We start from the raw sequence: 21,489 nt of genomic DNA, 5'->3' as shown, positions 1-21,489 counted from the left end.
CCAACCCGTGGGTGATAGGGAAGTTTCGCCAGCAGCTCCCCATAACTCCGCCCCCATGTCAAAAGCCGCCTAAGATCTCAGAAGTTTATTTTCCGTCGCCGCTTGAACAGACAGGTGCGCGTGTCCAAAACGGGATGCCAAACTATTGGTGCTGGCCTCCAGGCGCCCCCGTTCGCTCCACCGCGGAGCGCCACGTTGGTAACTGCCCGTTTCATGCTGCCTGCCTACCGAAGGTCGGGCGATCTAAGACACGTGCATAAAGACGTAGTTACGCACGTCTCTTAGCGCGAGAGGCCATGCTGGACGAAGTTCTTGGCCTTGAGCGACGCCGACGGAGCATATCAACTCGCAAAGACAGATCCGACCGGCAACGTGAGGAGCTGTCAGCGCTTACGCGTGTTTGGACCCGCCCTCCAAGAGCCGGCTCACCCGGACGGCCAAATCAGTCCCACTGGCGAGATCCAGGCTCGCCGTCTCGACAATCGCCTCCTGACCAGAAATCCGAAACTGAGCCTGAAGGCCTTCCGCTTCTGAAAGATCTTGGTGGTGCGGATAGAGCAGCGTCAGTCGCGGGGCTTTGTAAAGGTGCGCATAAGCCATCATCTGGTAGACGTCACCTTGGGACACCCCTTGTTTTCGATCATCAATCCGGGACGAAATCCGCTTCCACTTCGTGTCGATCACATGGACAACCTGCCCCGCACGCCAGATCAGGATATCGGGTTTCGTCTGGAACACAGCACGTTGGTCATCAAGAGATGTCAGGCAGAATAGTCTCCCGCCTTGTAGCGAGACCCGATACTCCGTGCGTGCCAAAGCGCGTGTGATCAGCCGGCCGACATACTCCTCAAAAAGTGCGTTCATCTCAAAGAGAAGTGCAGTCCCTCGCCCCCCCCCGGCACTCGTCGTTTGATAACGATTACGCAGAAAAAGTTGCGCCATCCCGAACATTTCCTGCCACGCCCGGTTTGTCCGGTCTATGGTGACCTCATTCCATTTCAGCGCAGGAACAGCGACTTCGGATATATCGGCGTAGACGAAAGCCAGTTCGCGCAAACGCTGTTGATTGGCGGGACTGCGCGACATTCTGGAGAGATGTGCGACCGTCGCTTTCATGATCCGGTTCAGAGCGATGTCTTCTGACAGCTCATCAAATTTGCATGCGAGCCGTGAGGGGTTCGCTGCGTGATGCGTAAATTGACGAGGCAGATTGAGCGTCCCGCGCAACGCCGCAAGGTCATCCTCTTGGACAATATACCGCCGCGGCATGCCGCGACGAACGGCATCGGTCAACTTGCTGCAGAAAATGCGGATGAGAATTTCCAGAAGCGTTTCGTGCTGCCAGTCAAGCTCTGTGAGCTGGCCTGTCTCGATTCTTAGGTCCAGTGCGACTGCGAGCATGTGAACAAGACGCTTGCGAATGGCAGCATTCTTTCTTGCTTCGCCTCCTTGCTCTTCGACATCGATCTTGGGAAGAATTTCAAGGCTGCACCCATCGGTTGCCAGGACCCCGACAACGCCACGCGCTCGCAGTTCATGGCGCCGATCCTCAAGCACTCCGCCTCCACCCCTTCCTGCAAAGGTCGATACTCTGGCGAGAGCCGCGAGACGCTCGGCATAATGCTCGGGAATGCAGCCGCCCCCTTCACCGTGGGGCAACGCTTCCCATTCGCGCAGGGTGAAGGCTGGCATCAGGCCGCAAACTCCGAGAAGTCGAATTCGTCTTTGACCTTCCAACGCAGCTTTTCGCTCGAAAAGTCGTCTTCAGTCATGCCTCCAGGTACCGCAATTGGTTTGGCATCGAGGAAGCGGGAGGGTCCGTGAGCAGAGTCGCCTAGAACAGCTGCGACCTTGGACCAGTCCTCATAGAAATACTCGGCCAGAAGCGGGATCACCTTGTCTCGCATGACGCTCTCGATATCCGACCGCGTCTGGCAGCCTGTGAAGTACGCGTGCCCGATCTGATGCTCCCGGTCGAACAGATACTCGATCCGCTCGTTGATCGTAGACAGCAACTTTTGCAGATCTACCCCCTCGACATTGTCCGACAGAACTGAAGGGTCGGGCATCAGTTCCTTGAAGGAAAACCGGCGGCGTAGTGCTGTGTCCAACAGCGCGATGGAGCGATCGGCCGTGTTCATAGTACCGATGACGTGGAGATTCTGAGGCACGCCAAAAGATTTCTTGGAATAGGGAAGCGTGAGGCGGATCTCGTTGTCGGCCCCCAACCGTTTGTCGGGCTCGAGAAGCGTGATCAGCTCGCCGAAGACCTTCGAGATGTTCGCCCGGTTGATCTCGTCGATTATGAGGACATACGGTCTTGCCTCTCGCTGCACCGGTTCGCCGCCGCTGTTCATGTAGCTTTCGAGGGCAACGGTATCGAGGCGGGCCCGATCGAGGGCATAGATCGACTTCATGGTGAAATTGCTATCGTAGATCTCTGAGGCAGGAATCCCATCCCTGTCGACCCAGAGCCATCGCACGGACCGCCGGTGGCAGTATTTCCGGTTGTCCCGCTGCCAGTATTGGTACTCCCCCGTGACTTCGCCAATGGCCCGGAACAGTCGGTTGCCCTTGGTGACCACGATGACGTCGCCGACGTCCAACTGATTGCGAAAAACGTCCACTTGGCTCACTTGGCCCGACTGGAGAGTAACTTCGCCTTCACGCTCGCCATGGGCACGACAAGCCTCCAGTATCTCCTCGACATCGGAAAATCTGTCGTCGGAGAAGTCGATGTCCTCCCAGCCGAGGAGCGTGTGCCCCTCGGAGACGGCTTCCTCGAATAGGTAGCTTTCCGCGGCCACGTTGGCGCGCGCGATCGACATCTTGAAGACCTGCCGGCCGTCGAGGGAAACGGCGTTTTCTCGCGGTACTGTCGGTACGCCCTTCTCGGCACGCTCCGAGATGCGCCTGAATATCCCGGGTGCGGGCTCCAACCGGAACCCGGTCCCCACCGGGCTATCCTCGGACTGATCTGTGGTCGGTCGCAGTCCCTCGATAAACTCCTCGTAGGACATAGACTGGTGGAAGGTCACGAATTCGATGCGCCCATCGCTCACGAGGCTACGGTACGTGCTCATGAGCTCTGCTCGGCCATCTTGTCCATTTAGTGCAGCGGTAGCCTCGTCACCCAAGCACAGCCGGACGGCTTCCCATGCCGTCTGATACGTCTTGCCCGTGCCCGGCGGGCCATACAGGATCAAGTTTACGGCGGATGGCCAGGGCGCTTCTTTTGTGTCGGTCACGGTGTCCGCCTCCAGTTGGGGATTGAGCGTATAGGTAAAAACGGTCGAACTGCTTGGATTTGGTTCGGTGCTCGTGGGCGGTGGTACTTGCGCAAGTTTCTGGAATTCTTCACCGCCAAGTGCCTGGCAGATGTTCGGGAACGCGTCTTTCAGGCCGATCGCCGTAGCAAGGTCTCCTGCGCGGATAGAGACCTCCCTGGCCGCCTTTTCCCGGGCAGGTTCGACATAGTAGTTGAGCGCGCAAAGCCTGATCCGGTCGGCACCTTTCATCAGGTGCTCGTAGCGTTCAGGCCGATCGGCAGGCTGATCACTTTGGTCGACTATGATGAAACCAGCATTGTGAAGACGAGCTGCAGCATCAGTCTTCTGCCCCCAACCACCGTTTAGCTCTGTCTTCCCAAGGATGAAGCCAATCAAGGGCTTGGTAGGATAGACGCGATGAGCGCGCTCACGCGATGAACGGACCCAATAGTCGCGTGGCTCACCAAAGGCCTCAAAGAAGTCGCGGTGCGTCCCATCCGTACGGTAGCTGTCGTATGCATTCATCGCGGCTTCGACCTCCTGCCTCGACAGCACAGCATTCTTGGGGCCAACTTTGCCTTCTTCGGGAATTCCCAAGATTTCCGCGATCTCCGGTCCTATTTCGTAGCTGCGCAGTTCATTATCGCTGAAGCGAAGATAGTGCTGCGCTCCTGTCGTCAGGTTCCTGCAACGTACTGCACAACGTTCTTCCAACGCGATGCGGGCCAGCTCGGTTGGTTCTTCGACACCGACAATATTCTCATCGCTCATTTGCGCTCCCTGAGGAAGATACAGGTAGCCGGGGTGTTTCGCGCCACCATTGCGCGAAACGGCATAGAATTCACCATTAGCATGACGAAAAACGATCCGACGTCTATCAGTAAGATGGCTCATTCCAAACCCTTCAGCGCGCCTATAAAATCAACCAAAGCACCAGGCGGGGCTCATGGTACTTAAAATTCTGTTCATTTCAGCAGGCAAGCACCACACTTTCCCACACAAGAAACTATTCATTCCTCAATAACATCGAAATCACCTTCACCCCCCAAATACTTAGCCGTCCTCTTTCTTGGCTGCCCCTTTGATCCAGAGGTGGAACTCCCCTTCTTCGCCAGAGCCATCTCGGTTAAGGAAGGATTTGGGTGATCGGGAAACCCCACTCCATAGTGGCGGATCATCGCCCTGTATCTCAGCCCCACTGCGGACATCTTGCAGATCTGAACACCGTCGGATCGGTCCTTCAGAACGAGTCCACCTGACTTTGGCTCAATTTTGACCCCATGTTCGTCGAAGGCGGTAATCAACTCTTCCCAGGAACGGCATGTCGCATAGGTACCCTTCGCGAACTCGCCAAGCGCTTCCACATCCCAGATTGATCGATCAATCTTTGTATTTGACGATGTCGCACCTTTGTCTGCCGGCAACATTGTCTCAGTAACGATATGGTCTTCAGGGCTCACCGACCTGTTCTCCGGCAACACCTGGGTGCCTGCAGGCGAGAACACCAATTCTGGCAGGACGGTCTCCCAGGCATCGTGACGCGCGTAGTGAGCATACTTTTCGTCACCATCCGACTTGCGCCAATGGACAATGGCGCCAACTGCGCCGGAGGTGAAAGCAAATCCGTTAGGATGTTGCCAAGATTTCGACATCCGCCCCATGACATGCCCGAACCGATCAATCAGTTCCCAGTGAGGATCACGGAATTCAAGCGTTAAGGGATCTCCCACTTTACATGCGCGGATCGCAGCATGGGCCTCATGGCGTTCAGTCTGGCGACCCGCAAAAGACAAATCGGAAAATTTCAAATCGGGTAACTGGTAGACACTTGGGCGTGGCACCCCAAGCCCAGGATCCGGCCTGACCAGACGCCGCAGGACCGAAGAAGAGCCTGCTTTGAGCAGAGCGTGTTCCCCAGATGTCAGAACAACGAGGCTCCGCTGAGCCCGTGTCATCGCCACATAGAACAGACGCCGCGGTGCATCGCTGTCTTCATTCTTCGAAGGTTTATCCCATCCGCCGTTGAGAATAACCACATGATCGAACTCAAGCCCCTTCGCCCGATGTGCAGTCAGCAAAAGCAATCCGCGCTGTTCACCGCGCGTGTCGCGCGACCACTCCGCAAACCACTCGATGATATCTGGCGCGGGCATGGTCTTCGCTTCCAACTCGCGCGCCAGGTCAGCCACACCTTCCGCAAGAATCTCGACCCATTTGTTGACCTCCTGCTCATTCAGAACTGTGAGGATGTCATGTATCCCCAATAACTCTCCTTGGCGCTTCCTGAGACCTGCAATCAACGTCTGGGTCTCCCGAAGCCGCCAAATATTTGGCAGGTCCTCGTTGGCCATCTCGACATCAAGGCCTTGTTGTTCGGCATAGGACCGGACGGCCCCCAGTTTTCTCCAATCACGAGAAATGATGGCAGTGCGCGACCAGGACCAGTTCGGGTCGAGCCGTGACAGGCGCATCAACTCGTCGACTGCCGCGACGGCCTGAGGGACATCTCCACCGGGGACGTCCAAAAGCTGTACCCTGCCTTGAGCGACAGTATCCTCGTGCTCAAGAATTCCGCCTTGCGGGTTGCGCTTCCGGTCCGTGTTGATCCTGACTTCATGATCAACTTTCATCCGCTCCTGGGCAACAGAGATCACCGAATTCGCAGCTATGATGATATGACCTGTCGAGCGATAGTTTTCGACCAGGAAAGCTGGCCGCGCCTTATAATCCTCTTCGAACTTTCGGATGAAGTCGATTGAGGCCCCGTTGAACGCATAGATGTTCTGATCGTCATCGCCGACCGCAAACAGGCTCAGCTTCAAATCGGCATCGTCCAGCGACCGCCCCGCCACAGCAGAGATCAGCTGATACTCCTCCGGTCCGATATCCTGATATTCGTCGACCAAAATCCAGCGATAGCCTTGAAGCAGCGTGTCCCGCTGCGCCTCGGCCTCGGATCTCGTCAGACCATCTCCCTCGAGCTGACGCACGGCCTCCATAACGATGTCATCAAAGTCTTCGGTGTCGGCACGCTGCCCGACAAAACTTGCGCCCACCAGCTTCATCGCAAGAGCATGGCAGGTGGAAATCGTAACACCATTGGCGTCATCCCCCACCAATGCCCGCAGCCGCACGCGAATTTCAGCAGCAGCATGTCTATTGTAGGCGAGAACAAGAATCCCGCGTGGATCTTCACGTTTCATCCTGAGCAGATAGGCAATCCGATGGACCAACACCCGCGTTTTGCCTGACCCCGGTCCGGCCAGAACGAGGACGTTCGTTCGGTCCCGATCATCTGTCACGATCTCCTGCTGGATTTTATTGCCAAGTTTCTCGACAATCGCATCCCAGGATTTGCTGGTGGTTTGACGCCGGACCTCCCGGCCCATGCCCGGCATCCACCGCTTCATGAACTGCTCTTTATTGAGCAGGAAGTAATCCTCTGACAAACGCGCCGCGTCGATCATCGTCCTAAGGCCAGTTTCCGCATAGGTCGCCATGACATGGGTCTGCAACGTCTGCTCGCCGTAGTGATCTTCCAACGGTGCAAAATGGGTCTGAGTAAACTGGCCACCGGCGGGATCGAGATAGACGGTCATCGCCGACCGGAAGACCGTGAGCCCCTTGCCAAGGGTGAGAACGCCCTGTTCGTGCAACCACATCAAAGCGCGCTCCAGCAGCTTTGTCATGTCTCGTACGCCACTGGTCTTCAGAAAGGCATCCTGCGTCAACTGAGCCAGCAAGTCGCCAACCGTTGTCTCGACCTGAAGGTCCTTGCCCCGTGTGCCTTTGTCCAGACGCCCTGTCAGATAGGTCAGCAGCAATTCTGCTGCCAACCATCGTAGTTTCGCCGTCTCCTGCACCGTTTTCCAGGACCGCACCAAAGTGACCATCAGCGTATTGCGACTGGCTTTGCGCAAAGAGATATTCCCGCGCCCGCCCTCCAGGCTTCGACCATCTTGGGCAATACCGCGCACCAGCTTGTCGATCGCGTCGGGCCGGACATCCGGATGCTCCTTGTCGCGCAGCCGCTGGCACGTCTCGGAGAGGTTCAGCGGGACCGGTGCATTGTCGTCCAAATCCGGTGCCAATTCCTGCATCAGCGTGATCAGGTCAGCTTCCAGTGTAGAGGCCTGAGCCAGACGCTGGACCGAGGAATGGGCAACCCCAACGTGGACAAATACTGTCATCGCCACATCATTGCGTGCAATACCGAGGTTTTCCAATGTCGCCATGGCCTTCGGCAAGGCCCCAGGCGAGATACCTGACACGCCGCAAAGCTCATCGGTCGACACGCCTTCATCTACTGGCGTCGTCATTAGATGTTCCACGATGGACAGGAGTTGCTTGCGATATGCTTGTGTCAGGTCCGCATCGGCTAGACGTGTCTTCGCCTCCTCAACCGACCGCACCCGTAAGGAGGATGGGAAAACCTGAACCCGGTTCTCCTCACGGGACACAAGATGCGCTTCTTCCAACCAGGAAACCGCCGTCTTGACGCGAGTATCGTCAGTGGCGCTGTCGCGTTCGAACTCCTGATCTTTCTCAGACCGCACGATTTCGCCGGAGGTTGCAACAACCTTGCCAGTCTTCTTCGTGCGCTCGTCGATCCGTCTCAACGCCTTCAGGATCGCCCCGATTTCGTGTCGCGCCAACCGTGAACTGGCGGAGAGACGGAATTGGCGCTCGACATCATCCGCGGCGAACAGAAGGACACAATGAGCATCCTCTCTGTCACGCCCCGCACGCCCCGCCTCCTGCAGGTAGTTTTCCAGAGAGCCCGGAATATCTGCATGTACAACCAGCCGGATGTCGGGCTTGTCGATTCCCATGCCAAAGGCATTTGTCGCCGCGATGACGCGCAATTCACCCACACGGAAGCGTTCCTGCACGCCCTGTTTGTCGTCAGCGGTCATCCCGGCATGGAAATGAGCGGCATCGAGCCCCTGTGACTTCAGGAACTCCGCCACGCGCTCGGTCTCTTTCCGAGAGGAGCAATAAACAACCGCGCCGGAGCGCCCTTCATTGGGCAGGAGCTCCTCAATAACGGTCAGCACATCTGACAACTTGCTGTTCTTCGTCGTCGGGCGCACTTCAAATGCCAGGTTCGACCGTGAAGCGCCGCCATCGAGAGGAAGTAGTTCGATACCCGCTTTCGTCTGAAAATGCTCGATGATATCCGCCACAACCTCCGGCTTTGCTGTCGCGGTCAGACAAATCACTGGCGCGGGCGACAGATCGCCAGAGAATTCCTTGATGAAACGTCCGAGGTAGCGGTAGTCCGGCCGGAAATCGTGCCCCCATTTCGAGACGCAGTGCGCCTCATCGATTGCCCAAAGCCCGACTTCACGCTGCGCCAATACACGGCGGATCGAGGTACTGCGTAGCTGCTCGGGAGAGATAATGAGGATCCCTGCGTCCCCCATCCGAACTTTATCCAAGGCATCCTGGCGTTCGGGCATGGACATCATACCGTTGATCGTGACCGAGCAGGAAATACCTGCCCGCTCCATGCCCTGAACCTGGTCCGACATCAGTGCGACCAGAGGCGAAATCACAACGGTGAGCGCCCCAATCTTGTCGAACCGAGACAGCGCGGGCACCTGGTAGCACAGAGACTTCCCCGTGCCTGTCGGTAGAATCCCAAGCAGACTATTACCCGACATGGCCTCGTCGACGATGCGTTCTTGCAAGGGGCGACCATCCGGATCAACCGGCTTAGGGCGGAAGCTCGGGAAACCGAACCATTTTTCCAACGCACGGACAGGATCATTCTGTTCGGCACACCAGGCGCAAGCAGGGTCTTTGCAAGACGTGTCTCGCAAATGCTTCACGATCAGAGATGCTTCGCGAAACTGCGCCCGCACCCAAGGAGGCATGACGGAATCTCCGCCTGCAACCGTGATCCAGGACAGCGCATAGGACATGGGCCATCCATTCTGCGGGCTGTTCAATCGGCTCAATGTCTGCTCGACGCGCTTGCCGCAGGCGCGGCCTCCCAGCAACCGCCGTATCGCGGCACAGGTTTCCTCGTAGCCCGGGCAATCCCTACCGCGCACATAACGAAAGACCGTATCAAAACCGCCCGCCTGTTCCATGCGCGTGGTCAGGTAGTGGTAGGCCGTAAGAACATCCGGCTCTTCAGCGTTCAGCCTCGCAAAAGCATCGAGCTGGTTCGCCAAGACCTCAAACACAAGCCGTGCATCCAGCTCGGGGTCATTCACATGGCCTGTCGCCAGGCGGCCATCATGGTAATGTTTCACCAGATGATGATAGGGGTTCCGTGGAAATGCGAGTGGGTTGAGCCACAAAGTGTCGATCGGTGCCTGCATGATCGCCGACAACCGGGGGCGTGCCGCAATGAGATGCTCCAGATCATGCTGCAGGATATTGTGGCCAATTGGGTGGTCCACATCGCCAATCTGTGCTTCGAGCTGATCGAGAAGTGAAGCGGTGATACCCCCGGTAACCTTAAGAGCCGGGCGTTCATCCTCCCGCACCGCGGCTAAGGCGAAAACCTTCGCCTCACGCGGATCCACTTCGAGATCAATCGACAAACACCGGGACAAAATCTGATTGTGACGCATTTCCATAAGAAAGTAATTACCGGAGAGATTGGGCAGAACAAGGACCTATGCGGTGCAGGACAACGATGGGTTCTGCACCTCACTCGGCCCTGCTGACGGCATGGATACCCCCTCCCGCATGCTGATGGGCGATGTCACACAGCTCAATTTCTCGAAAACTGTTTATTTTCAGCACCCTGCACCGATCGAGTGGCGACGACAGAACATCTGTGACAGCTTGTGACAGAAACTGTGACACAATTTTTCCATTTAAAATCAATGAGTAAGTGTCATTATATAGGTATATGTCACATGTCACAGATATATATGTATTTACGTACGCGCGCACACATGTACGCACGCGCATGTACGCATGTAATACACATCCTGGCGTGACATGTGACATCTCGTAAGTGGCTGATTTTAATAGATTACCGTGTCACAGCGTGCGCGGCCCAGAACTCAGACCTCCATGAATTACTCTAAAAAACAATACCTTACGAACATTCAGCCGGAGATGATCTTTGTGACAACTCCCCACTGAACCCTCACTCACCAAGCTCCCCCTCTGCAGCCAGTGGCGTCCTGAAATGGCTCTTGCACTCTTCATTTTTTATGTTACATATTTTATGGATGAGGCTTCAGGAGACACATACGATGCCCGTGATACGCATCAACGACGCGACGTTCGCAGATCTCAAATCCGTGGCCACGTGGCTGGGGACAGAGACGCCTTCTCAAACTGTTGACTACTTGGTCCGAGAGAAAATGGACCTTCTTGGCCTGGAACGCGATGACGTGCAGGAAGAGGTGGCACACCGCGACAGCCCAAACTTGCCTTCTGCCGAAGGGGCACTGGAGTTCCGATCAGCGCCCGGCCTCTCCTTTACGAGAATGTTGGAAGCGTCGGTAGACGGTCAGCCTCAAGCCAAAGCAAATTGGTCAGCTGTTCTGCTGGAGGTCATCACCTCGACCAAGAAGAAGACCGGGATGGATGCGACGGCCCTCAGCCACGAACTGCAAGTCCCCTCTAAGCCATACGAATACGCCTCGGAAGGATACAAGTTTCTGCCCGACCTAGGGATCTCCATCCAAGGGCAATCCGCGCAAGATGCCTGGAAAGAAATCAAACGCCTTGCCGACAAGCATCGAGTGGCTGTCACGGTGCGGTTCCAATGGCGCGAGAACGACAAAGCTCAGCATCCGGGCCGGATCGGTATCCTCCGCGCAGGAGAGTAAGCTGATGCCAGCCCCCGACAAAAAGCCTCTCTCACGACAGATAACATTGGCCGCACTCCTCGCCCCGGAGACAATCCACAATTTTCAGAGAAGCGGAGATTTCAATTCGTAATTCTGCCCCATACGTTATCGGGCAAGATAGGAATAAATCTCGACAATTCAGGAGACCGGCTTTGAGCCAGGACACCATTAACAACAACGCGTCGTTCATCTGGTCCATTGCGGAGCTGCTTCGCGGCGACTTCAAGCAATCCGAATACGGCAAGATCGTCCTGCCCTTCACGATCCTGCGTCGCCTCGATTGTCTCCTGGAAGGTTCTAAACAGGCCGTCCTCGAAACCGCATCCGGCCTTCCCGACGAGATGGACGAGCAGATGCGCATGACCATCCTGTCGGAGATCGCGGCCGCCGGCGGCCAGATCTACAACACCAGCCAGTTCACCTTCTCCACCCTGCGCCAGCAGGACGCCGGGCAGCTGCGCAGCAACCTGGTGGACTACCTGACCGGCTTCAGCCCGAACGTGCGCGACATCTTCATCGAGAAGTTCAAATTCACCGAGATCCTGAAGGACCTCGATGAAAAGGGCTCGCTCTGGATGGTGTTCGACCGGTTCTGCCAGCTGCCGATCCACCCGGACGAGGTTTCCAACCTCGAGATGGGGTACCTCTTCGAGGAGCTGATCCGCCGCTTCTCGGAAATCTCCAACGAGACCGCCGGTGAGCACTTCACGCCGCGAGAGGTGGTCCGCCTTCTCGTCGACCTGCTTCTGGCCAATGATGACGAGGCTCTGTCCGGCAAGGGGATCATCCGCCGCGTCTACGACCCGGCCTGTGGCACCGGCGGCATGCTCTCTGTCGCGGAAGAAGCGATGAAAGAGTTCAACCCGGCGCTCAATGTCGACCTCTTCGGCCAGGAGTTGAACGGCGAGTCTTTCGCGATCTGCAAATCCGACATGATGGTCAAAGGGCATGACGCCTCGCGCATCGCCTATGGCAACACGCTGACCCAAGATGCGCACAAGGGCGAGACTTTCCACTACATGCTCTCCAACCCGCCCTATGGCGTGGACTGGAAGAAATACGCCGCGCCGATCAAGGAAGAAGCCGAGGACCTCGGCTACGACGGACGTTTTGGCGCCGGCCTCCCCCGCATCTCCGATGGTCAGCTGCTTTTCGTGCAGCACATGATCGAGAAGATGCGCGATGACGAGAAAGGCTCCCGTGTCGGCATCGTCATGAACGGCTCGCCCCTCTTCACCGGCGGCGCGGGATCTGGGGAAAGCGAGATCCGTCGCTGGATGCTGGAGAACGACCTGGTCGAGGCGATCATCGCCCTGCCGACGGACATCTTCTACAACACGGGCATCCAGACCTACATCTGGATCCTCTCGAACAGAAAGCCGGAAGAGCGCTGCGGCAAGGTCCAGTTGATCGACGCCTCGGGCGAGCGGTTCTGGCAGTCCATGCGCAAGTCTCTGGGCTCCAAGCGTCGCGCCATCGGGGATGACGCCCGTGCCGAGATCGTGCGGATCTATGAGGAGTTCCTGAATGGGGCGGCTGGCTACGGCGATGTCTCCAAGATCTTCGACACCACCGACTTCGGATATCGCGAGATCCGGGTGGAGCGCCCGCTGCGTCTGCGCTTCGAGGTCACCGAGGAGGGCATCGCGGCCCTGAAAGCCACGAAGCCCTTCCAGAAGCTCGAGCCGGAAGAACAGGAACAGATGATCGACCTGCTTCACGATGCCCTGGGCGGTGAGAACGACACCTCTCCGAAGGGTGTCGAGAAGGGGCTGAAGACTATCGCGGCCAGCATGGGCATTAAGTTCGCAGCCCCCCTGAAGAAGGCGATTATCAGCGCCATGTCCCTACGTGACGAGGATGCGGACCCGGAACTCGACAAAGACGGGAACCCCGTGCCCGACACCGGCCTTCGGGATCATGAACTGGTGCCGCTGAAGGAAGACTGGCAGGACTACTTCGCCCGCGAAGTCGAGCCTTTCGTGCCGGATGCCTGGGTGGACACCTCGCATCGGGATGCTCTCGATGGTGAGGTCGGCCGTGTGGGCTACGAGATCAACTTCAACCGGTATTTCTACCAGTATGTGCCGCCGGGGCGGCTGGTGGAGATTGATGCGGAACTGAAGACGCTGGAAGCGGAGATTGCCGGACTGCTGAAAGAGGTGGTGGCATGATGACCCTACAAGAGCGGGTTCACTCTGCCCCGATGCCGAGCGGGTGGAAGTTGGATAAGCTCCACCAAACCTTGAAGGTTCGACGTGGCAACAAGAATGCCGGTATGCGCGAAGACAATCTGCTGTCTCTCAGCTACGGCCGGATCATTCGCAAGGACATCGACACCGACGGCGGCCTTCTCCCTGAGAGCTTCGAAACATATCAGGTCGTCGAGGCTGGCGACATCATCATGCGCCTCACCGATTTGCAGAACGACAAACGCAGCCTGCGTCAAGGTTTGGCGAAGGAGCGCGGCATCATTACGTCCGCATATGATGCCTTGGAAGTTATCAGAGACAACGAGCCTCGCTTCTGGGCATACGCGCTGCTCGCACTGGATCTGGCGAAGTATTACTATTCGCTCGGTGGCGGAGTTCGGCAATCTGTTAAGTTCTCTGATTTTCCGAATGAATGGATCTACCGCCCCGATCTCCCCACCCAAAAACAGATCGCTGCCTTCCTCGACCGCGAGACTGCGCGGATTGATGAGCTGATCGCGAAGAAGGAGCGGTTGGTGGAGGTGCTTGCCGACGCCCGCTTCTCGGCAATCTCCCGAGCTGTCACAGTCGGCTTGGATCAAGGGCGGCAACTCGTCGATACGAACAACAAGTACATTCCTCAGGTGCCCGAAGGCTGGACCGTCTGGCGACTGAAGCATCTTGCACGCGCTTTCGGCGGCATCACCTTGGGCCGTAAGCTGGATGCCGCAGAGCCCACTGTCTCGACCCCCTATCTGCGGGTGGCGAATGTTCAGGCAGGCTGGCTGGACCTTTCGGACGTGGCCGAGATCGAAGCGACCGCAAAAGAGCGAAAGCGCTATGCCCTGAAGGCCGGGGACATTTTGATGAACGAGGGCGGCGACAACGACAAGTTGGGGCGTGGCGCCGTCTGGAATGCCCCGTTCGCTCCATGCATCACGCAGAATCATGTGTTCTTTGTGCGGCCTGAAGATACACGCTTTTCCGAATGGATTTCGCTGGCGACCAACGCCCGTTACGCCCGCGATTTCTTCTTCCTGCACTCAAACCAGTCGACGAACCTGGCTTCCGTCTCGAAGACCAATCTCGAGCGTTTTCCCGTCGCTATTCCTCCGTTCGAGGAAATGCAGTCAACCCTCTCTGATCTGACCGCGAGACTGAACCTTATGAAGCAAACCACAAAGGCAACACGCACGTCCATCGACCGCCTCCGCGAATACCGCGCTGCCCTGATCACCGCCGCTGTCACCGGTCAAATCGACGTGGACAGCTACGGCAAGGCGAGCGCCACTTCTGCCACGCTTGACCAGATTGAAAAGGAAATGCAGTAAACATGGCCAGAAACCTTTCCACGGATGCCGATATCGATGCCTACATCGCGAAGGTCATTCAAGAGGCACACCATCATGCGCAATGGGTGGCCCAGATCATCCAGCCGTTGTCTGATGAGGTCCGAAATAAGCTGAACCTTAGCCCTGATACCGTCGAGGTCTACGAGAGGAATGGAAACCTCGCCCGCACCTGTTGGGTGACTCTGTCCGGAAATCGGTATGTTTTCACCTATGACTATGGTGGAAGAAAAATCGATCTGAAGGAACGAACCCTTCGAGGCCGCTTAATCCACTCATTCGACAATAATACGCCTACGGCAACCATTGCTGCGGTCGTAGCCCAACTTTGATGTTGCCCGAGGAAATTCCATGACCAGCCCAGCCATTTCCCGCGAGAAGCTCCACACCGAAGAAGCCGTCGAGCTCCATCTCGTCGACCAACTGGTCACGCACCAGGGCTGGCGTGAACGCCCCTACACGGCCTTCGACCGCAAGACCGCCCTCGACCCCGAGATGATCGAGGAATACGTCCTTACGACGCAGCCCGACGCCTGGAAGAAGCTCTGCGACCAGTATCCCGGCAAGGAGCGCGAGACCCTAATCCGCCAGATCGAGGCGCGCCTCAAGTCCGTGGGCACCCTCGAGGTGCTGCGTCAGGGCATCACCATCGTGCCCGGCATCAAGATCACGCTCTGCACCTTCAAGCCCGCCTCCGGCCTGAACCCGGCCACCCTGCGGGCCTACGAGAGCAATATCCTCGGTGTGATGCGGCAGGTCCGTTACTCCCTGCGCTCCGAGAACGCCATTGACGTGGTGCTCTTCGTCAACGGCATCCCCTTCGCCACCCTGGAGCTGAAGAACACCCTGACCGGGTCGACTTACCAGACGGCCGAGAAGCAGTACCGCAAGGACCGCGCGCCGAACGGTGAGCCCCTCCTGACCTTCAAGCGCGGCGCCCTGGTGCATTTCGCTCTGGATCAGGACAACGTCTCGATGACGACGCAGCTCAACAACGGCAAGACCCGCTTCCTGCCCTTCAACCGCGGCCGTGACGGCGGCGCCGGCAACCCGGATGTCGAGGACGAGTTCCGCATCGCCTATCTTTATCGGGACATCGGGGCCCGGAAGGCTGTCTTCTCGCGCGAAGTCCTTCTCGGGATCCTGCATCGCTTCGTCCTTGTGGATGAGGTCGAGCAGCCCGGCGGCCAAGTGAAGCGCACGACGATCTGGCCGCGCTTCCAGCAGCTGGATGCGGTTCGCATGCTCATCCAGGATGCCAAGGCGAACGGCGCCGGTCAGAACTATCTGTTCCAGCACTCCGCCGGCTCCGGCAAGTCCAACACCATCGCCTGGGCTGCCCACCACCTGGCCACACTCCATGACGACGCTGACCAGGCGATCTTCGACACAGTGATCGTGGTCACCGACCGTGTGGTCCTGGACCGCCAGCTTCAGCAGACCATCAAGTCCTTTGCGCAGACGGAAGGCTATGTGAAGCCGATCGACGGCACTTCACGGCAGTTGAAAAAGGCCATCGAGGATGGCGCCAAGATCATCATCTCGACGATCCACAAGTTCTCGACCGACCAGCTCTCGGTCCTGAAGAACGAGAACCACAAGCGTTTCGCGATCATCATCGACGAGGCGCACAGCTCCCAGTCCGGCAAACATGCCGACAGCATGGCGCGCGTCCTGGCTGACGGCGAGCTTTCAGAGGAAGAGAAGGAATTCGACGCCACGGAGCAGGCCCTCCTGGAGCTGCAGCGCCTGCGCGGCCCCCAGGCCAATCTCTCCTACCTCGCCTTCACGGCGACCCCGAAGAACGTCACCCTGGAGCGCTTCGGCCGCGTGGGAGAGAACGGCCCGGAACCGTTCCACCTCTACTCGATGCGCCAAGCCGTCGAGGAGGGCTTCATCCTGGACGTGCTGCGCAACTACCAGACCTACAAGTCCTATGCGAAGCTCGAGAAGGCGATCGACGAGGATCCGGAACTTCTTGAACGCAAGTCTTCCCGCAAGGTAGCGCGTTTCATCGACTTCCATGAGACATCCATGGCTCAGAAGGCCGAGGTGATCGTCGAACACTTCCGCCGCCACGCGCTGCCGGAGCTTTCCGGTCAGGCCAAGGCCATGGTGGTGACCTCGAGCCGTGAGCACGCGATCAAGACACACCAGGCGATCACGAAATACATTACCGACAACGGCTACACGGATGTGACCTCCCTGGTAGCTTTCTCGGGAGAGATCACGATCGATGGTCAGACCTATACCGAGCCGGGGATCAATGGCTTTGCCGAGACGGAGCTGCCGCGGCAGTTCGATGGCCAGACCTACAACGTGCTCGTGGTCGCGGAGAAATACCAGACCGGTTTCGACCAGCCCAAGCTCGTGGCCATGTACATCGACCGCCGGCTGAGCGGACTGCAGGCCGTTCAGACCCTGGCGCGCCTGAACCGCATCTACCCCAGCAAGGAGCGCACCTACATTCTCGACTTCCGCAACACGGTCGAAGAGATCCGGGACGCCTTCAAGCCGTATTACAACGTCACCCAGCTGGAAGACATCTCGGATCCGAACCAGGTCTACAACCTGGAAGCCCGCCTGAAGGCCTTCGGAGTTCTTGATGCGGCCGAGATCGACCGCTTCGTCACCCGCTTCCTCCAGGCCAGCAAGCGTACGGATGAGCGCCCGATCCTTGAAGGCATCGTCCGTCAGGCTGTGACCCGTTTCAACGAGAACCTGAACGAGAATGACCAGGAAGAGTTCCGCCAGGTCCTCGCATCCTTCCTGCGGTTCTATTCCTTCATCGCCCAGGTGGTGGACCTTGGGGACACGGATCTCGAGAAGCTGCATATCTACGGGACCTGGTTGAAGCGGATCCTCCCGTCCCGCCAAGCGCCTCAGGGTGAGGATGTCACAGACGACATGCTCGAGATGGCTGCCTTCCGCCTCCAGAAGGAAGGCGACGAACAGGACGCTTCTCTCGGCAAGGACGACAATCAGGCCCTGAGTCCGATCGACCGGTTCGGCGCCAATCCCTACACCGAGGAGGAGTCGAAGACCCTCACGGAGATCATCACCTCCTTCAACGCGCGCCACGGCACCGAGTTCTCCGAGGAGGACTACATCCGCTTCGAGGCAGTCAACAACGACATCCTCGACGATGACGTCTGGGCGGAGATGCTGCGGAACAACGACCCGCGTGACGTCCGTCCGCGGTTCGATGCGGAGTTCATGCGCCGGGCGATCCAAGCGTTCCAGCGCGACAACGCGATGCGCAATGCCTTCATGCGGGACCAGGAGGCGAGGGACATGCTCATGGGGCTGATGTTCCAGCGGGCGGTGCGCGGGGCTGGTCGGGCGGCATAGAGAACATGCACGCTCATCACAAGAAGGAGCTGCACAAGCTCTTATCCCGCTTCAAAGATGAGGATTTGTTTAACCTGATATGGGCAACAAACATTCTTCAAACCGAAAACTACCGAAGGGCACTACCACATCTCGACCTCAAGACAGTGAACCCTAAGGCAGTTGGCATACAGGAGCCTCACGAGTTCGCTATTCACAAATGGGAGCTGGAGACACTGGCCAACGAAGGCCTGACGACTCCACCTAGCGCCCCCCGAAAGGGAAAAATTATTCGCATGAAACACGACCACTATGGAAATATAGTGGCGTGTATCAATCGCCTACGAAAGCTAGAGAACAAAGAGTTCAGCGTCGGCGGACATAAGAAGAATATTTTCGGAGAGCTCGTCCGCATTGGAAACCGGCAATTCCCTTGGCAGGTTGGCTCGGCGAATATGGCCAATTTATACAGAAACAACTTCGTTTACGGCCAAGGCAAGTGCGCCGAGGAATTTAGAAAGAAATTTCAAATCTCCATAACGGACTTTTCAAAAGTATCGTTTGCACTACACGCCTCCCTTATGTCGAGACCTTCGTTGAGCGGAGATCAGGCCTTCAAGGTCATCGGTGTTTCAGAAGAAGCCTATCGCGCTGCTTTGAGGCCACTATGCTTACCTCTGACAGAAGCCCGGCGGCTCGCCACAACAGAAAGAAGGAACGTCATACATGTCGCATACAAACCCTCCATTTTCCGGCAGTACCCTTGCATAAATTTCTCAGGTAAAGATCTTAGAATTAGGTCTCCGTTACCGCAATTGATCATGGATCGGATGACAACAGGCCTGTTCTATGATGTCGTGTCAGGCGGCGGACCTGTGCGGGACGAGTATGGCCGCCGCTTTGAAGAGTATTGTCTCAATTTTTCACAGAGATCCCTGCCCGAACTCTCTTGGCAACCCGAAGAACAGTACAAGCTTAAGAAGAGCCCCGTCGACACGCCTGACATACTCTGCTTTGACTCTGGGTCCCTCATACTGGTCGCTGAGTGCAAGGCGACACGCATGTCTCGAGAAGCCATGTTCGGCCAAGATCCTACAAGTGAAAGGGGGTTCGCAGATCTCGTAAAAGCTGTGAAGCAAATATGGCGTTTCTTCGCACACTGCCGACTTGGAAAGCACTCCGCCAATGTCAACCCCGACGCTGTTGGAATGGTGATCACCTTGGATAACTGGCTTGTCATGGCAGAGAAACTCAAAGAAGAAGTGTTTCGACGAGCTGACAGAGAAATAGCTTCCTTTAGCCAAGACCTTGTTCGAAGCATCGACAAAAGACGAGTAATTTTTACTCCCGTCCAGCAATATGAAAGGGTCATGTCCACCGCAACAAAAACGAGTTTCACCCAGTTGCTGTCACAAGCGACCGCAACGAAACACACCGGCTGGAACCTGGATATGATTCACGAAGAGGTTTCGAGCTTTGATTCCAGCGTCGATCGTGAGTTCCCGTTCATCGGTGACATCCAAGATGTCGTTCCTTGGTGGAACTCATTTGCAAAAGACAGCTAGATGTCAAATCTTTACTTTACACAACTGCTTAGTATGACCAAGCGCCAGAGCAAGGCTTCATGCAGCGTCACTCAATTCCCTAGGTCAGCCGCATCAGATCATCGAAGCCAATGTGCAGGGCTTAGCACGCTCACCCACAGCACCACCAAGATTTGCCCAAAAACATTTCCTGGCACCGAAGAAAAGGTGTCTTCTTGGCGGTCGTGGGGTCACTAAGAACCATAAGAACCCACCGATTCCGCTTCATGTGTGGACAACTCCGCCAGGCTAATTTCTAGCCTGCCCCTGTGCCTATACTCTTTTCCTTGAGACACATGCCATTAGAGGGGTAGCCACATTGATCGACAAACTCTTTCCGGTTTTCGCGATTTCATTTTTCGCGAGCGGTGCCGCGGTATGTTACTTCCTCATATTGGAGTCTTGGGAACTCAGCACATTCGTACTGATCCTCGCTTCTCTGATCGCGGCAATTCCCTACCTGCTGATTGGATCAGGGATCTCCATGGCGATCTTTCAGTATTTTCTCACCTTCTTGATCCCGTACGACGACATCAAAAAAGAAGCCACAGTAATCCCAGGATGTCTGATCCTGTACGTCTTCAACGTCTTCCAGCTCACTTACTTGGCAGCGGATTATATCTAACCACCACCCGAGGGCTCCTTAATGATCTATCCTCCTCTCAATCTTCCGCTGAACCTTATCGGCTGGGTTACATTCATAGTCATCGCATACGGAGAAACAGATAAGTACCTCGATGTATGGGAGCCTCTGCATGTCCTTATCGCGGTATTCCTCGGCCATCATGCATTCAACATCATCCTCATGATTGCGCATATCCCCACCGCCTTGATTTACAGCGCCACCCAAAAACGGATCCATCATCGTATTGAAGATGAAACCGAGAGATATCTAGCATCTCAACAATGGCTTCCTCCGCTGACCGACGAGGAAGAAGCCCAACCCCTCGATACGGATGAGGAAGAGGAATTGGTTTCCACCACCCAAAAGCATGTGAAAGTAATCGAAAATCTTCTTTATGTGATAATAACGATCGACACACTCATCGCCATCGGCATCATTGGCGCGGCACTATACATCTTGCTCGAGCCTTGAGGAGATTGAAGATCTTCTCTCCAAGGCAACCACGCCTCAATGCCGGACTATGTTGGGCACCTCATCACCTGTGTCCAGCCGAAGCGCCTCCCTCCAAAGCGCCGTCTTGAAGCACATCCAGTCCCGCCGACTGCCACCCTCAACCTCATGGACCGAGATCAACCCAGCCCATTCCAGGGGCTTCAGAACGTAGCTGGAGAACGCCGCGAGTACTCGCCACCCGGCATTATCCCAGTCCGGCCCATTTCCATAGAACAGACCATACAGCTGTCTTTCCGTCAGCCCCTGCTCCAGTTCGACATTCATCACGTTGAGCCAGACATCCCATGTCCCGAAAGGGCGCTCATCCAGGCAGGCATATGAAGTGTGGTCAACCTCCAGCAGGAAGAACGGGATCAACTGGTCGAACAGCACCCCCGGGGAATTCAGCAAATCCTTCCCCTTCTTCGTCAAAAGGAATTTCCCCTTGTAGTGACGCCCGAGCTTCAGCTGCAGAAGTAAGAAATGCACGACCTGGATCGGCGGAAACTCGTACTCGTTGACTACCTTGCTGACGCTGAACGCCTCCTCGGGCCCGTACCTTGGCCAGTCAACGTGCTCGACGGCCCAGTGAACGAACTTGCGTTGAAATGCCTTCGTCGCGGTCAGGCCGATGCCACTGTTCTCGTCGGCATACTGCATGGTGCGGTGCGCAGCCCGGAGCAACGGAGACAGCTGGAGGGTGGGCTGGTCGTCAGAGAGTTTGCGAAAACCAATCATGGATCGCTTCTCGCATCCTCGACAGAAGCTGACGAGGCACATTCCCATGTAGATCTACCACCCCCGGTGGCGACGCATCGCCCCG

13 protein-coding genes are annotated in these 21,489 nt (G+C 56.8%); 9 read left to right on the top strand and 4 right to left on the bottom strand.

Annotation, left to right across the window (positions count from 1 at the left end):
- Positions 1 to 390: 390 nt before the first annotated feature.
- From BUB53_RS17085 to BUB53_RS17075, 3 genes are all read right to left on the bottom strand, one after another.
- Positions 391 to 1,692: an McrC family protein gene (locus tag BUB53_RS17085; RefSeq protein WP_073036299.1), complete on the bottom strand. Its 1,302-nt coding sequence runs from the start codon at positions 1,690 to 1,692 to the stop codon at positions 391 to 393.
- The gene (locus BUB53_RS17080; RefSeq protein WP_073036297.1) at positions 1,692 to 4,163 is read right to left on the bottom strand and encodes an AAA family ATPase; all 2,472 of its coding nucleotides are present in this window, start codon (positions 4,161 to 4,163) and stop codon (positions 1,692 to 1,694) included. Before BUB53_RS17080 ends, BUB53_RS17085 begins: the two co-directional genes overlap by 1 nt.
- Before the next feature lie 116 nt (positions 4,164 to 4,279).
- Positions 4,280 to 9,862, bottom strand: a complete 5,583-nt coding sequence (locus BUB53_RS17075; protein WP_073036295.1) for a RecQ family ATP-dependent DNA helicase — start codon at positions 9,860 to 9,862, stop codon at positions 4,280 to 4,282.
- A 46-nt stretch (positions 9,863 to 9,908) separates the two neighbouring features.
- On the opposite strand from BUB53_RS17075, the gene BUB53_RS22820 reads away from it, so the two are divergent.
- The 9 genes from BUB53_RS22820 to BUB53_RS17035 all read left to right on the top strand — a co-directional run bounded on the left by BUB53_RS22820 (position 9,909) and on the right by BUB53_RS17035 (position 20,645).
- A complete protein-coding gene (locus BUB53_RS22820; RefSeq protein WP_159437855.1) occupies positions 9,909 to 10,079 on the top strand; it encodes a hypothetical protein in 171 nt (56 codons plus the stop codon).
- Positions 10,080 to 10,492: 413 nt separating this feature from the next.
- The gene (locus BUB53_RS17070; protein ID WP_073036391.1) at positions 10,493 to 11,074 is read left to right on the top strand and encodes a T4SS efffector SepA family protein; all 582 of its coding nucleotides are present in this window, start codon (positions 10,493 to 10,495) and stop codon (positions 11,072 to 11,074) included.
- 173 nt (positions 11,075 to 11,247) lie between these two features.
- On the top strand, positions 11,248 to 13,269 hold the full coding sequence (locus BUB53_RS17065; protein ID WP_073036293.1) for a type I restriction-modification system subunit M: 2,022 nt from the start codon (positions 11,248 to 11,250) through the stop codon (positions 13,267 to 13,269).
- Positions 13,266 to 14,618: a restriction endonuclease subunit S gene (locus BUB53_RS17060; RefSeq protein WP_084729242.1), complete on the top strand. Its 1,353-nt coding sequence runs from the start codon at positions 13,266 to 13,268 to the stop codon at positions 14,616 to 14,618. Before BUB53_RS17065 ends, BUB53_RS17060 begins: the two co-directional genes overlap by 4 nt.
- A 2-nt stretch (positions 14,619 to 14,620) precedes the next feature.
- Positions 14,621 to 14,968 carry a hypothetical protein gene (locus BUB53_RS17055; protein WP_073036289.1) on the top strand — a complete coding sequence of 116 codons (348 nt, stop codon included), beginning with the start codon at positions 14,621 to 14,623 and terminating at the stop codon, positions 14,966 to 14,968.
- A gap of 19 nt (positions 14,969 to 14,987) precedes the next feature.
- Positions 14,988 to 17,987, top strand: a complete 3,000-nt coding sequence (locus BUB53_RS17050; protein ID WP_073036287.1) for a type I restriction endonuclease subunit R — start codon at positions 14,988 to 14,990, stop codon at positions 17,985 to 17,987.
- Between the two features lie 5 nt (positions 17,988 to 17,992).
- Positions 17,993 to 19,531 carry a hypothetical protein gene (locus BUB53_RS17045; RefSeq protein ID WP_073036284.1) on the top strand — a complete coding sequence of 513 codons (1,539 nt, stop codon included), beginning with the start codon at positions 17,993 to 17,995 and terminating at the stop codon, positions 19,529 to 19,531.
- Between the two features lie 337 nt (positions 19,532 to 19,868).
- Entirely contained in the window at positions 19,869 to 20,174 is a 306-nt protein-coding gene (locus BUB53_RS17040) for a hypothetical protein (protein WP_073036282.1), read from the top strand.
- A gap of 21 nt (positions 20,175 to 20,195) precedes the next feature.
- Positions 20,196 to 20,645 (top strand): hypothetical protein, encoded by a 450-nt coding sequence (locus tag BUB53_RS17035; protein ID WP_073036281.1) that lies wholly within the window; start codon positions 20,196 to 20,198, stop codon positions 20,643 to 20,645.
- A 36-nt stretch (positions 20,646 to 20,681) separates the two neighbouring features.
- Here the strand turns inward: BUB53_RS17035 and BUB53_RS17030 are convergent, their stop codons facing one another.
- A complete protein-coding gene (locus tag BUB53_RS17030; protein ID WP_073036278.1) occupies positions 20,682 to 21,404 on the bottom strand; it encodes a hypothetical protein in 723 nt (240 codons plus the stop codon).
- Between the last annotated feature and the right edge of the window lie 85 nt (positions 21,405 to 21,489).

It is taken from the genome of Roseovarius pacificus (genome assembly GCF_900142665.1).
GTDB classification, from domain to species: domain Bacteria; phylum Pseudomonadota; class Alphaproteobacteria; order Rhodobacterales; family Rhodobacteraceae; genus Roseovarius; species Roseovarius pacificus.
Note: the sequence above shows the minus strand (reverse complement) of the source record. Positions and strands in the feature narration are given on the sequence as shown.